The organism is Alicyclobacillus sp. CIJ1 (assembly GCF_057538885.1).
This window is the reverse complement of sequence record NZ_BAAJPH010000143.1, coordinates 254,264-268,243: the sequence shown is the minus strand read 5'-3', so window position 1 is coordinate 268,243 and position 13,980 is coordinate 254,264. Positions and strand designations below refer to the sequence as shown.

At 56.7% G+C, this 13,980-nt stretch carries 12 protein-coding genes; 1 reads left to right on the top strand and 11 read right to left on the bottom strand.

Annotated elements, in window-relative coordinates:
- Position 1: 1 nt before the first annotated feature.
- The 4 genes from AC27E8_RS14405 to AC27E8_RS14390 form a co-directional block, all read right to left on the bottom strand.
- Positions 2-829 (bottom strand): carbohydrate ABC transporter permease, encoded by an 828-nt coding sequence (locus tag AC27E8_RS14405; RefSeq protein ID WP_487099949.1) that lies wholly within the window; start codon positions 827-829, stop codon positions 2-4.
- A complete protein-coding gene (locus AC27E8_RS14400; protein ID WP_487099947.1) occupies positions 822-1,757 on the bottom strand; it encodes a carbohydrate ABC transporter permease in 936 nt (311 codons plus the stop codon). Before AC27E8_RS14400 ends, AC27E8_RS14405 begins: the two co-directional genes overlap by 8 nt.
- 84 nt (positions 1,758-1,841) lie before the next feature.
- Positions 1,842-3,185, bottom strand: a complete 1,344-nt coding sequence (locus tag AC27E8_RS14395) for an ABC transporter substrate-binding protein (protein WP_487099946.1) — start codon at positions 3,183-3,185, stop codon at positions 1,842-1,844.
- 211 nt (positions 3,186-3,396) lie between these two features.
- The gene (locus AC27E8_RS14390; RefSeq protein WP_487099945.1) at positions 3,397-4,398 is read right to left on the bottom strand and encodes a LacI family DNA-binding transcriptional regulator; all 1,002 of its coding nucleotides are present in this window, start codon (positions 4,396-4,398) and stop codon (positions 3,397-3,399) included.
- 291 nt (positions 4,399-4,689) lie between these two features.
- Between AC27E8_RS14390 and AC27E8_RS14385 the strand changes: the two genes are divergently transcribed.
- On the top strand, positions 4,690-5,976 hold the full coding sequence (locus tag AC27E8_RS14385; RefSeq protein WP_487099944.1) for a glycosyltransferase family 87 protein: 1,287 nt from the start codon (positions 4,690-4,692) through the stop codon (positions 5,974-5,976).
- A gap of 37 nt (positions 5,977-6,013) precedes the next feature.
- Here AC27E8_RS14385 and AC27E8_RS14380 read toward each other — a convergent pair whose 3' ends face one another.
- From AC27E8_RS14380 to AC27E8_RS14350, 7 genes are all read right to left on the bottom strand, one after another.
- Positions 6,014-7,720 (bottom strand): class I adenylate-forming enzyme family protein, encoded by a 1,707-nt coding sequence (locus AC27E8_RS14380; RefSeq protein WP_487099943.1) that lies wholly within the window; start codon positions 7,718-7,720, stop codon positions 6,014-6,016.
- A 29-nt stretch (positions 7,721-7,749) separates the two neighbouring features.
- Complete coding sequence (locus AC27E8_RS14375; protein WP_195867413.1) at positions 7,750-8,502, bottom strand: SDR family NAD(P)-dependent oxidoreductase; 753 nt, start codon at positions 8,500-8,502, stop codon at positions 7,750-7,752.
- 18 nt (positions 8,503-8,520) lie between these two features.
- Positions 8,521-9,330 (bottom strand): 1,4-dihydroxy-2-naphthoyl-CoA synthase, encoded by an 810-nt coding sequence (menB, locus tag AC27E8_RS14370; RefSeq protein ID WP_487099942.1) that lies wholly within the window; start codon positions 9,328-9,330, stop codon positions 8,521-8,523.
- Between the two features lie 16 nt (positions 9,331-9,346).
- Positions 9,347-10,498 (bottom strand): acyl-CoA dehydrogenase family protein, encoded by a 1,152-nt coding sequence (locus AC27E8_RS14365; RefSeq protein WP_487099941.1) that lies wholly within the window; start codon positions 10,496-10,498, stop codon positions 9,347-9,349.
- A 251-nt stretch (positions 10,499-10,749) separates the two neighbouring features.
- Complete coding sequence (locus tag AC27E8_RS14360; protein WP_487099940.1) at positions 10,750-11,472, bottom strand: AzlC family ABC transporter permease; 723 nt, start codon at positions 11,470-11,472, stop codon at positions 10,750-10,752.
- A 6-nt stretch (positions 11,473-11,478) separates the two neighbouring features.
- Positions 11,479-11,826: an AzlD domain-containing protein gene (locus tag AC27E8_RS14355; RefSeq protein ID WP_487099939.1), complete on the bottom strand. Its 348-nt coding sequence runs from the start codon at positions 11,824-11,826 to the stop codon at positions 11,479-11,481.
- A gap of 82 nt (positions 11,827-11,908) precedes the next feature.
- Positions 11,909-13,918 carry a helix-turn-helix domain-containing protein gene (locus AC27E8_RS14350; RefSeq protein ID WP_487099976.1) on the bottom strand — a complete coding sequence of 670 codons (2,010 nt, stop codon included), beginning with the start codon at positions 13,916-13,918 and terminating at the stop codon, positions 11,909-11,911.
- Between the last annotated feature and the right edge of the window lie 62 nt (positions 13,919-13,980).

Genomic DNA, 13,980 nt, shown 5'->3' with positions numbered 1-13,980 from the left:
CTCATCCTTTTACAGAGCCACTGAACATACCCGATATAAAATATCTCTGCAAAGCAACAAAGACTATCATCAGGGGTACTAGACCGATAGCCGCTCCGGCAAAAATGGGCCCATAGTGTATAACGTTTCCCGGTTGGTCAAGTTGTTCGAGCATAAGCGGAATGGTCGACATGTTTCTGCTGTTAATCACTATCAAAGGCCAGATAAAATTACCCCACTGTTGTAGGAACGTGAGGATACCCAACGCCGCCATAGAGGGCAACATGTTTGGCATTACAATTCGAAAGAACGTATAAAACTCGCTCGCCCCATCTATCCTGGAAGCCTCAAGCAACTCGGAGGGGAACGATTGCATCTGCTGTCTCATGAAGAACACGCCAAATCCATTTACAAGGAAGGGAACTATCAAAGCTTCGTAGGTATTCTCCCAATGTAATTTAGTCACGATAATGAATAGAGGGATGAGCGTTGTTTGCATAGGTATCATGATAGTAATCAGTACTACAAAGAATAGAAAAGATTTTGCCCAAAACCTGTATTTGGCAAACGCAAAACCCACCATTGCGGAGAACAACACCACACTAATGGTTGTAACTCCTGAAACAATTATGCTGTTTGCCAAGTCTCTCCAGATAGGCATTGACGACTCTAGCGTACGTACATTTTGAACAAAGTGAGTACCGAACCAATTCGCAGGCGGGAAATGAAAAATCTGGCCATCAGACAAAGTTGAGGCAACATATATCCAATATATAGGATAAATGGACACAACGACGGCAATGACTAAAAACACGTAACTAAGAACCTTGACAGGGATGCTTTCACGCACTGTAGTCGCCTCCACGAGAAACGCGTATCTGAAAATACGAAAGCACGGCAATGATCGTGGTTAGGATGTATGTTCCTGCAGAAGCGAGACCAAAATTATAATTCTGAAATCCTATGTTATATAGATATAACATTGGTGTTTCTGTCGCGTTTCCGGGACCGCCACCCGTTAGAATGTACGGTTCAGTGAAAAGCTGCAACGTACCGACAGTTGACAATATCGTGCAGAAGAGAATTACCGGACGCAACAGGGGCAGAGTAATTTGAAAAAACGTGCGCACACGACCAGCTCCATCAACGACAGCTGACTCGTAGACTTCCTCAGGAATATTCTGTAATCCAGAAAGGATTATAATCGCGTTGTATCCGGTCCATCGCCATGTCACCACAAGGAAAATGGCTAACCGGGCAGCCCACGAATTCCCTATCCAATTTATATTAGGCATACCTAATAAATGAATTAAATAATTCATCATCCCAAAATTCGGATTGAAAATCAACTGAAATGCGATCGTGTACGTGACTGCGTCAACGAGGACAGGAAAGAAAATTAAAAGTCTAAATAGCCACTTCAGCTTCAGAAAGCGCGCATTCAAGACGACGGCTAACAGCGTAGCAATGAACAACATAACCGGAACTTGAATGAGCAGAATGAACGCATCATTCAGTAGAGAAGTCCAAAAAGCTGGATCTGTTATCACAAGTCGATAGTTTTGAATTCCAACCCATGTTGAGTGAACAGTGGACCAGTTTTCGAAAGAGAGCATTAATGTATCTAGAATTGGATACAACATAAATACAGCAAATATGACGAAAAAGGGGGCTATCAATACGTACGGCACCCACGCCGGAACACCAGGTTGACGCGGAAAGCGCAATCGTTGCGCCACGGGATGATTTTGTTTCGCGATAGACTCTCGTTGAACCATCGACAATCGCCTCACCTCAAGTTCGCTATCGGTTCAGAATGGGGAACCAGCGGAACAACGTTTGTCCCGCTGGTTAAAGGGTGATCAACCGTTCGATATGGGTTGTCCGGAGATACGGGCGGCATTTGTTTCGGCTGTCTGCAACGCCTGCTCAATATTTGCACCCTTAAATACCGAAATGTAAGCTTGCGATAGAGGTTGAGAATAATCCTCGAAATAGCCGCCATAATTGGTTGTCGGGATGTGCTTGGAGACTGAGGCAAAGAACTTATAAATGGGCATACCAAAATAGGGGAAGTTCTGATCAAAATCAGTCCCTTTAGCTGTGTAGTACGATTCCCACGAAGGGAACAGTCCGTATTTCAATTGAACATTCTCCCCTGGGACAGTATACAGACAGTAGTTGATAAAGTCCCACGCCGCCTGAGCATTTTTGCTGTCCTTCGTAATTGCCAATACGGATCCGCCCGTATCAGCCTCATTGTTCCCTCCAGGCGTAAACGCGGGAAGAGGAGCAATGCCCCACAGACCACTTTGCTTAGGCGCGCTATTCATCATTGTGCCTGCATACCACACTGCCGATAGAATCGTAGCGACCTGACCATTGGCAAAAGCCGCGATGCCGTCATTCCAGGTCGGTGCATCCGCGACAATCCCGGCCTTACCCCACTGCTGAATCACACTCATGGCCTTCTCAATCTGGGGATTCAGAAAGTCTATATTGCCATTGCGACTCACATAGCTTCCGCCAAGTTCATTGACTAAAATCATGAGAGTCGTCTGAATACCTTGGCTTGGTTCGGACGTGTTCTCAGCTAGCATCTTCACCTTGCCATGAAAATGAGCAACGAGTTTCTTGCCGGCAGCCAGGTAATCGGCCCAAGTCTTAATCGTGTTCGGATTAATTCCTGCTTCACGGAAGAGGTCCTTCCGGTAATACATGGCAGCCGGCCCGAGATCCCACGGCGCAGCGTAGATATGACCGTTTTGCATAGTCACGTCGAGTGCGACAGGAGCTATGTGATTTTTGATGGAGCTCATATATGGTGTCAGATCTACAAAATCACCAGGAAATTTATGGAGGAAAGTTTGAAAATCTCGTTGCTGGACCTGAATGATATCCGGTGCGTCTCCAGCGACAAGCTCCGGTATCACCTTCTGATACGCAGTATCAACGTATTCGACGTTCACCTTAATCCAAGGGTATTTCTTTTCGAATCCTGGAATTTCTGCCCGCAACGAGTCTGCTGCATCGTTCCAAGATGCGACTGTAATTGTGACGGGTTGATGGGTCGAAGCGCTCTCCTGCTGGGCCGACTGATCTCCGTTTTTCAACGCGCCACTAGTTCCACAACCAGATGCCATAACACCCGCCATCGCGACCGATGCAGCGATTGTCGCATATCTAATCTTCTTCTTCGCGCCCATACTATGTCCCCCCACATGTGTACTCGAGACCACACTGATATTGGAACGCCCTGCGAGTATAATTTACCTGCGTCGCTCCCTCCTTCTTGAAAACGGTTACTTACCGACAGTATAGGAAAGCCTGAAGCTTAAAGTCAATACCCAATACTTCGCCAAAAGTAGACCGTGGCGTTAGAAGATCGCCACGGTCTTCATTTTTTTAGAAGACATTTTAGGACTTAAGGCCCGTCGACTCCCGGACGACGAGCTCCGTCGGCAATTCGACACTTCGGGGGCCCGATGCCAAGCCCTCCACCTGATCCAAGAGCAACTGAACCAGTTTCGCGCCCACATCCGCCTTCGGAATGCGTGCCGTGGTCAGGGCTGGAGTCGACATGCGCGCGAGCTCCACGTCGTCGATGCCAATCACCGAGACATCCTGAGGGACCCGAACCCCACGTTCGGAAAGCGCTCGGATGGCGCCGAGCGCCAACAGGTCGTTGGAAGCGGCAATTGCGGTGAAGTGAATGCCTTGATCCAGCATCGACGCGGTTCGCTCGTACCCCGCCGACATGGTGTCGCGCAGGTACGGAACGAGTTGCACCAAGGGATCTCCGGCCACGAGACCATGTTCGCGCATCGCGTCCAAGTAACCCGCGTACCGTGGATTCTCTTCGCGATCGTCGTACTCGCCGAGGAAGGCGATGTCGCGGTGGCCGAGCTCAATCAGATATTCGACGTTCCGCCGCATGGCCCGGTACAGATCCACGTGCACGTGAGGCAGCCCGAAATCCGAGCTGCGGTCCTTATAAATACAAATGGGGATTTTGTGCGACAACTCCTTCAGGTCCACGACGTTCATGACTTCGTAAGGCGTCAGCACCATGAGACCGTCGTAAAAGCCCTCCAAAATGAGCTTCATGTACGCCTCGCGATCCCGCGTCACGTTGTACAGCGAGAACGTGTAGCCGCGCTCCAAGGCTGCCCGCTCGATGCCGAGGAGCACCTCGTGATAGAAAGGGTTGCTCAACGAGGAAATGATGCAGGTGAATTGCCCGCACCGCTTCATCTTCAGGCTGCGCGCCATGCGATTGGGCACGTAATTCAATTCCTTGATGGCTTGGAGCACACGCTCGCGAACGTCCGCCGCTACGTATCCGTTTTCATTCAGGACCCTCGAGACCGTGGTCGGCGAGACGCCTGCCCTTCGCGCCACATCCACCCTCGTGGCCATGTCATTCCCCCCGGAGTCTCGCAATCACGCCCCTCCCTCGATGATGCCTCGAGGCCACGTGGAGCGCAATCGCCCTTTAAGTTGTTATACATCAGTTTCATTTTAGTAGATCTGTGTGTCGATCAACAAGACATCTCTTGAGACAGACCGCCGATGGACGTCGGCGACGCGACATCGATCCGTGATGACCACCCGCAACCTCGCCACCCTCTAAGCCGATTTTGATAGACCATGTGGTATGCTGGGTGCGCTGTCATTGTGAACTTCGAACCTACAGGGAGGAAATCAAGGTTGGACGCACACGCGCGCACCGACCGATATGCGATTCGACCTCTCGCCCTTGCGATGGCCTTGATCGCGATCGGCGTTTGCGTCGTGAAGGAATGGCAAGGACTGGGCCGCCTCCACTTTCTAGGCTACGACTACGCCTTCTTTTACAACGCGTTTTTGCACGTAGTGGCCGGGCAGACGGACTGGCGCCATCTGTACGATCCGGCGGCGGAACGCGCGTTTTTGACGGCCCACGGCTATCCGATGGATCCGCATAATCATTACGTGTATCCGCCCCAGTTCGCGTGGATGTTCGCCTGGCTGGCCCTTCTCCCCTTCGGCGCATCGCTCGCTTTGTGGCGCGTGATGTCCATGGCGGCAGGGATATTCGGCGTCTACTGGACCATGAAGACGCTGTGGCCGCGAATCCGGCGGGGACACCTCTTCCTCGCCGTCGCGGCCACGCTCACACTGACGCCTTTTCAGTTGGACTTTGCCGTCGGCAACGTGAATACCATCCTGTTTGCGTTCCTGGCACTCGCGTTCTACGCCGTCTATCGCCTGGACAAGCCGACGTTGGGCGCCATCGCCTTGGCTGCAGCGGCGCTCATCAAGGTGACGCCACTTGCGATTTTGCTCGCCTTCGCCATCCAGGGGCGATGGAACGTCGTGGCGCGTACGCTGCTGGTCCTAGGATTGGGCGTCCTCTCATCGTTTCTCTTCCTAGGCTGGGAGAGTACGGCGGCGTACGCCACGCACTTTCTGCAGTTCGGGAGACAGAGCATGGCGAATGGCCCTGCTCCCTACAACCAATCGCTTCTTGGCGTACTCGAGCTTCTGTGGGACAAGGGGCGAGCCGGCCCATTGTCTCCTGACTTGGGTCTCGTGTTTGACGGGTACGCTGTCGCGCTGTTGTTCGTCATCGGTGCCGCGATGCGGCGAAAGCCGTGGACGTGCGACGCAAGTCGCCTGGGGCTGACCGCGCTTCTACCTGTGGCCGTTTCACCGCTGGTGGAACAGCCACACATGGTGCTCACGCTGCCAGCGCTTCTGGCTTCGCTCCACCTGATCCGGCGGCACCCGCGCACACGGGCGCGCCGGACGTATGCGGGGCTGCTCGCCGCCGCATACGTCCTGCAGACACTCCCCGTCACGTTTCTTGTCAACCATGTGACGCGATTCGCACCTTCGCTGTACTGGCTGCACATTCAGATGTTCATTTCGTTCGCCTGCGTCCTGGGTGCCCTTCTGGTGATGGCTTGCCGCAGCAGAGCGCAGCCTGTGACGCGCACGCCTGTCGTGGGCTGAGGACGCGCTGTCTCCGTCAAATTTGCGCCGGTGAACGTCACAGGCGGGAATCCTCTCGCTCTCCGCCCGCCCCTGGGCGAAGTCGCGCGGCGAGCTCGCGCAGGGCGAAGCGCTGAAACTTGCCCGTGCTCGTCATGGGGAAGCTGTCAATCATCTGAACTGCCTCTGGCCAGTGCGACTTGCTTACGCCGCGATCGCGCAAGAACGCCTGGACCTCCTCCAGGGTCAGCACGTCGCCCGGATGCTTCGGTACAATAAAGCATGCGGCGCGCTGGCCGAGGCGAGGGTCCGGCATCGCCACTACCGCCGCCTGCCCCACGCGCGGATGGGCGTACAGCACCTCCTCGATGGCCCGGGGATCGATTTTGTAGCCGCCTCGATTGATGAGGTCGTCGCGGCGCGCCACAAACGTGCAATACCCCGCTTCGTCCACCCGCACAATGTCCGCCGAGTGAAACCAGCCCTCATCATCAAACATGCGGCGCGTGTTTTCCGGCTGCCGATAATAGCCGGGGATCATGTTCGCGCCGCGCACCCAGAGTTCTCCTTCACAAGGCGGTTCGAGCCTCTGCCCGCGCTCATCCACCACCTGATCTGCGAGTCCATCCAGCCGTCTCCCGAAGGACACGCTGGTGACGTCGATCCCGTCCCCAGGGCGCGTGATGTGCGTGACGCCCCCCTCCGTGTATCCATAGCAGGCGAAGATGTCGGCGCCGAGTTTGGTGTTGAGCGACCTCAAGATCTCCGCGGGACACGTCGCCCCCGCATAGACGATGCCACGGAGAGACGGAACTGACGAGGCGGTGAGATCGTCCGCCCGCGCGAGATCGACGAGCATGGGCGTGGCACCGAGCAGATAGGTGGGCTGTTCCCTCCGCATGACGGACACGGCGCGCTGGACGTCCCAGTGGGACAAGAGCGCCACCGGCGCGCCGCGAGAGAGGGCCCCAAGACACCCGATGCCGAGCCCCATGAGGTGGGCGATGGGCGTCACAATGAGCCACTTCGCCGCTGGTTCAAACCGCGCCGTCTGATTCAGTTGCCGTATCCAGTACAGGTTGTTGGCATGCAGGTGGAGTTCTGCCTTGGGCCGGCCTGTGGTGCCAGAGGTGAACATGATGAAAAAGGGATCCACAGCGACCGGGCGCGTGTCGTGGAGCGAGTCACCTGCTCCCTCCGCAGCTGAACGCAACAAGTCGGCGTAGGAAACGGCGTCCCCATCCGGGGCTTGCGGCACGGCGACAAGCGCCAACGTGCACCCCGCGTCCGCCGCGGCGCGCCGCATGGGCGCAAGATAGTCCCGGTTGCGAAAGGTGGCCATCACGACAGCCACCTTCGGCTGTGTCAGCTGGAGCACATAGGCGAGATCGTGCTCCGTGTACGGCATGTGGCAGAGGACAGAAATCGCGCCCGCCTTGGCCGTCCCCATGAGGGCCACTAGGAACTCGTGCGTGTTCGGCAGTTGCAGCGCGACGCGATCGCCTGGACACACCCCCATCGCTTGAAGACCGAGAGCGAACTGGTCCGACGCCTTTTCGAGCTCGCCGTACGTCGTGACGGCTCCGTCCTCGTCGATCACGGCCGGTGCGTTAGGTTTTTGCGCTGCATGCAGCGATACAAGATCCAGGAACGTCTCCTCGGTCCAGCGGCCCGCGCGCAGGTGCTCCTCGATGTGTCGGCGCGTCAGCCACACGTCGTCCCGCGACACCAGCCGCTCGACGCTTGCCTCCCATCTCTCGTTCATCCATGCTCTCCTCCTCGCGCCGCAGGGCCCTATGCCATCGTCAGGCCGCCCGACACGCTCAGCGTCTGCCCGGTGATGAATCGGGCGTCATCGGACGCCAGAAACGCCACGGCGCTCGCGATTTCCTCCGGTTCCGCGAGCCGTCGAAATGGAATGGCCCGCTCCAGCGCGCTCGCCAGTTTGTCGTTCTGCCCGGCAATCTCCTGAAAGAGAGGCGTCCTGGCCGGCCCCGGGCACACCACATTCACGTTGATGCGGTGCTTCGCCATTTCCCGCGCAATCGTCTTCGAAAACGCGATCACGCCGCCCTTCGCCGCGGCGTACACCGCCTCCCCCGTGGATCCCACCCGCGCCGCGTCGGAGCCGATGTTCACCACCTTGCCGTACGAGCGGGCCACCATATGCGGCAACACTGCGTGGCACGTGTACAGGACGCTCTTCAAATTGACGGCAAGGATCTTCTCCCACGTCTCCTCCCGGCTGTCGAGGAACAGTTCGATGCGGTCCCAGCCGGCGTTGTTCACCAGGATATCGATCCGCCCGAACTGCTCCATCACCTCCCCGACCATCGCCTGGACCTCGTCTCGACGCGTGACGTCCGCGCGCACCGCCACCGCCTCGGCGCCCATCCCGCAGAGGCGCTCGCTCGTCTCGCGAGCCGCGTCCAGGTCGAGATCGACCACGGCCACGTGAGCCCCCTCCGCCGCGAAGCGCTCGCAGATGGCCCGCCCGATCCCCCGCGCGCCTCCCGTCACGATGGCGACCCTATCTTCCAGCTTCATCCCATCCCCTCCCCACGTCTACCTATCTCGCCGCCGAAACTTGCGAAAGTCCGGCTTCCGCTTTTCCTTGAACGCCTGAAGCCCTTCGAGCGCCTCGTCAGAGCGGTAGTACATCGCGAGCGACGCCATCGACAGGCGCGTGATGCCCTCGATATGCGCCGAGTCCGCGTTGAACGAATACTTGAGGAACTTGAGCGCCGTGGGACTCTTGTCGAGAATCTTCTGACACCATGCCTCGACCTCGTCCATCAGCCGCTCGTGGGGCACCACCTTGTTGACGAGGCCCATCGCGAGCGCCTCCTCTGCCGTGTACTGCTCGCACAAAAACCACAGTTCACGCGCCTTCTTCTCGCCCACCACGCGCGCGAGGTAAGCGGTTCCATAGCCGGCGTCAAAGCTCCCCACCTTCGGCCCGACCTGGCCGAACTTCGCGCGATCCGACGCGATGCTCAAATCGCACAAGACGTGCAGCACGTGCCCCCCGCCAATCGCGTACCCATTCACGGCTGCAATGACCGGCTTCGGGATGCTCCGGATCAGACCGTGCAGCGTCTCAATCTCGAGCCCAATGCCCTCTTCCAGATCGCCCCCCGTGCCTGTGTACCCTTCGCTGTCGCGGTCTTTCTGATCGCCGCCCGTGCAAAAGGCGCGATCTCCCGCCCCCGTCAGCACCACCACGCCGACGGTCGGATCGTCCCACGCGTCCCGAAACGCGTCGATCATCTCGCGCACGGTCAGCGACCGAAACGCGTTCAAGACCTCCGGCCGATTGATGGTGACCTTCGCGATCCCGTCCCGCTTCTCGTAGAGAATATCCGTGTACGACACGCTCCCGCCCCCCTGTTCAGCACGGTTTGTAGTTCTTGCCCAGCCACTCTCGCGCAATGACGATCTTCTGCGTCTGCGCCGTGCCATCGCCGATTTCGAGCCCAATCACGTCCCGCAGCCGCTGCTCGAGCGGCAGATCTTTCGTGTAGCCATAGTGGCCGTGAAGCAGGATGCACTCGTGGATGGCCTGCGCCGCCACCTGCGGGCCGAGCCACTTGCACATCGACGCTTCCTTCGTGTGCGGAAGGCCGCGATCGCGCAACCACAGCGCCCGGTAGCTGAACCAGCGGATCATCTCGATCTGGGTGTGATACTCCACGAGCGGAAACGCGACACCCTGAAACTGAGCGAGCGAGCGACCGAACGCGCGCCTCCGCCTCACGTGCGCCGCCGTCTCATCGAGCGACTGCATCGCCGCGCCAAGGCACTGCAGGCAGATGAGCACGCGGCTCAAGTCGAAGCCCCGCATGAGCTGGTAAAAGGCCCGATTTTCTTCGCCGATGCGATGGTCAACGGGCACCTCCACGTGCTCCAGGAACACCGACCCGCGGCCGATGGCCACGTTGCCCATATCGTCGTAGCGATGTACCGACACGCCCGGCGCCTCTCTCGGGACTAGAAAGGCGCTCACGCCTCTCGCGCCCGCGTCCGGTTGCGTCTTGGCGAACACGACAAACGCATCGGCGACGGAGGCCAGCGAGATGCCCGACTTCTCCCCCGTGAGGACGTATCCAGTGCCAACGCGCTCCGCGCGCGCAGCCATGTGGGCGACGTCCGATCCGGCGCCCGGCTCCGTGATGGCGATGGCGATGAGCCGCTCGCCTGCGGCCATGGGAGCGAGCCACTCGCGCTTCACGGCCTCCGAGGCGTGCGGCTCGAGGACCTCGGCCAAAAGCGCGTTCAGCATGACAGCGTACGCGGCGTTGAAGTCGCCGCGGGCGATCTCTTCGGCGGCGATCCCGGTGGTCAAACAGTCCGCCCCGCTACCGCCATACCTCGGCGACACCCGAAGCCCCGTGAGCCCGAGACGACCCATGGCCTGCCACAAATCCCGCGGAAAAGCACCCGTTCGGTCCCAATGAGCGTATTTCGGCGCCAGTTCGCGCCGCGCGAAGTCTCGTAGGACCTCGCGCCACTGTACTTGCTCTTCGGAGAACGCAAAGTCCACCTCTTCACCCCCCGGCAACGGCAGCTCACAAAAACGGCGTGTTGCTGTGAATCCAGTTGGGCATCTCCCATGAACGACGTCTTTTCTCTAGATAGGTATGAATGGCGAACAAGGGACATGAGGATGACCGCGCGGAGGACGAGAAATTTCACGGCAGGATTGCGTGAGGAACCACCGCGGAAACTTCGCGGATACGAATCGGCGGAGCCGCCGAAGAACATGGGGCGGGCGGCGAGCGGTTTACACGTAGTTCACAGCTTTCGCCTCTCCTTGGCCAGCGATTTGTGCCACCTCGAACACAGTGCTCCTATCGTGGATCCCACCACGATCCCCACAAGGAAACCTGCGCTTCCGAAGCCAGTGTGTTCCAACATAACGGCCAGCGCGGCGCCACAGAACGCAGCCATCAGTTGAGTCCAGCTTCGATAGCTCAGGAACAGAAGCGCAAGGAAGAGCGACGGGAGCGAAAACTGAAGTACAGTCGAGATGGAGCTTGGAATCACGCGACCGGCAAAGGCACCGATGACGGTCCCAAGGACCCACGAAAGATACGGCGAGAATACAAGGGCAAATTGATAGGAGGGACTGGGTCGCTGATGCAACGAACGACTGTAGCTCACGGCATACACTTCGTCCGTTAGCCCGAACGCCGACAACCATTTCAAAGTCTCCGGCCATGACGCGAACGCTGGCCCAAGCGTCGTTCCATATAAGAAATGACGCACATTCACCAAGAGCAGCGTGATCGCCGTCGAGAGAGGAGATGCGCCGGCCGCCAATAGGCTAATGAGCATAAACTGGGAGGCACCAGCGTAAATGCACACCGACATTAGCAGTGACAATGGCCATGCCACTCCGCTCGTGACCGCCACGACTCCGAACGTTATCGAAATGGGAACGTATGCGATGACGATGGGCGCAGAGTCCTTCAAACCTTGCACGACCAACGAACGATGGGCATGGCGGATGAACAAGGACAACTACCTCCACAAGACGGCAAAATGTGACACAACAGCAAAACAAACGACTCCCACCATTACCGTGATAAATAGGTTCTTGGCAAACCACGCTGCGATACCGGCCGGAATGGCAGCCAGAAATGTCGTGTTGTCCCACAACGGTATCCAGTGTTTGTTTGGAAGCAAAATTTCTGGTCCGAGCAAGGATCCCAAAACCGCTGGCGTGACAAACATGAACCACTCTCTGAGCCATGCGGGCCATGAAACTCTACTGCCTAGACTCAGTGAACTCGCACGCAGTAAGTACGTTCCCGCACCTACGACGAGCGTTACGAGCAGAGTCGCGAACGTATCACCACTGCTTCTCAAGACCCTGACCTCCCACCGGGGCCGCAATCCGAATCTTCGGCAGCTGAATTTTCAAGCCGACGGATTCTCGCGTTCTTCTCCATTATGTCAACTTTGTTAAACAGAATAAGTGCGTGCCAGCATCCAGGTCGGAGTCTCCCACGGTGGGATAAACGCGCTCGTGCTCGGACACCTCGAAGCCCGCCATGCGAGCCAACTGCATAAACCGCTCTGGAAACGTGACGTGGGCGGTGGCATCATCCAGCCGGGCGACTAAGGCCCGCAACTCCAACACTTGACGTCTGTAAAAGGCCACCACATCGTTGGATACGACAGGACTCATCTGCAACCCTTCGGTTGCGCTGAGCAAGTCTCGGCATCTACGAATGGCCGAATCGAGTTGACCCTCGTACGCTTCGGCTGCGATCAACGGGACGTTTTGTTGAAGTGCTTGAACCAAACGCCGCTCCTCCGGTCGCAGATGATCTTGCGACTCTTTCGAAATTGGAACCATGGCCGCCAGCATGTAGGACGTATGATGCAGGATGAGATTCCGTTCACGCTCTTTCGACGTCGAAAATCGGGAAATCAAGTCGTCGACAAAGAATAATTTACCTCTTTCATCCAGAATTTTTGAAGATTTTTTCAACAACAGGTACGCGTTTATATGATGAAGAGCGTCAACCGAGATCATGAAGGGAAACGTTCGATCGACTGTGATGTCTAAGAAGTCGACATTTTCGACCATCTCGCCCCCGTGACGAGCGCCGTTGGACTTTCGATATTTCGAATCAACTGCATTCGCTCGAACCGTACACATCTCAAGGTGAGGATTCAGGTCTGAAACCATTCGCAGCCCGACGCTAGAGTCCATGCCAGCACCAAGACACAAGACGGTGGATCTCTCATCGCAAGCGACATGCTTACGAATCATGCTTGCCAACGCTACCCATTTGCGCGCACTCCCTGGTCGAACCATCGAAAAACCATGGATGCTGAAATCCCGAGGCATCGTCGGATACCCTAGTTGCGTCAACAGATCAGACACCAGCGCTCTTATCGAAGGCGCAGGATCGTTTAGCAGCACACGCAAGGCGCCGATGTCTTCGGGTGCAAGCTCGTAGTCTCCGAGCGCAAGGAGATATTCTGCTTTCTCCGGCACGGACATGCTCCGAAAATCCTGCACAGAAAGCCATTGGCGGGTTCTCAGCGGCACAGTCCGCTGGAAAGGCGCTTTTGGAAAGGACAACACAGTTAAGCAACGCTCTCCGTCTTGAACGGCGAAGCTTTGAACCCATCGTCGGTAGCCGGAAGATTGAATCTCCTGTTCAATGATGTGCTCCAATTCCATTTTGACGCGGCTATTTTCTACAGAGAATTGCAGCCTCTTCATGTTCAATCCGTGTATCAAGTCCATCCAACAGCGCTCAAGATGATTCCTGACGACACACCGAATGTCTGCGTCTTCTCTTACCAGGAAATCCTCACAATCCGCAATGGAACACGGTGTCGAGACGTGCTCCTCTCGTTCTTCCATCGATCGCGATGGGTACTCGATCCACACAATGACTCGAGCTTCTGTATCGAGTGCGGAGTAGCTGTGTTGAAGATCACCATGAAATGTGAGATAGTCACCGGTCCCCAACAACACAGGTGCCTCTGTAGGTCCCGTCCGCACCCTACCCTGTACCACCAAAAGGTGCTCAAGAACACCTTCTGGATGCGGATCCGCAACCCGCTCTTCGCCCGGGACAAGCACCATCTCGTAGATTTCGATACATCCGTCCCTTGACAGTCGGTCCACCAAGCGAGTATAACCAGCCATGCCCGAAATTTTGACGCCTTCATCTGACCGAACGACATCCTTTCGCTCCGACGGCTCAGAGACCAATGCCCCGAACGGAACGTTGAGCGCCTTGGCCAACGCCCAAAGCGTCTCAACGGTCGGGTTTCCTTTGCCTCCCTCCAGACTTGAAATCGTGGCTTTGCCGACTCCTGATCTGCGCTCTAATTCCGAGATCGACAATCGTTGCTGTTCGCGCAAGCGCCTTAGATTCGCAGACACAATGCTTATGATATTCATGTTTTCAGTATAGATCGATATACCGAACATGATCAATATACCGAAATCATCTTCATTAAATAGAACGATCTAAGCTTTGTCGGAAGTGTGAT

Excerpts from the sequence above, each read along its gene's own strand:
- AC27E8_RS14350 (WP_487099976.1), bottom strand. The coding sequence starts at position 13,918 with ATGTTCGGTATATCGATCTATACTGAAAACATGAATATCATAAGCATT.
- AC27E8_RS14400 (WP_487099947.1), bottom strand. The coding sequence starts at position 1,757 with ATGGTTCAACGAGAGTCTATCGCGAAACAAAATCATCCCGTGGCGCAA.
- AC27E8_RS14390 (WP_487099945.1), bottom strand. The coding sequence starts at position 4,398 with ATGGCCACGAGGGTGGATGTGGCGCGAAGGGCAGGCGTCTCGCCGACC.
- AC27E8_RS14395 (WP_487099946.1), bottom strand. The coding sequence starts at position 3,185 with ATGGGCGCGAAGAAGAAGATTAGATATGCGACAATCGCTGCATCGGTC.
- AC27E8_RS14375 (WP_195867413.1), bottom strand. The coding sequence starts at position 8,502 with ATGAAGCTGGAAGATAGGGTCGCCATCGTGACGGGAGGCGCGCGGGGG.
- AC27E8_RS14380 (WP_487099943.1), bottom strand. The coding sequence starts at position 7,720 with ATGAACGAGAGATGGGAGGCAAGCGTCGAGCGGCTGGTGTCGCGGGAC.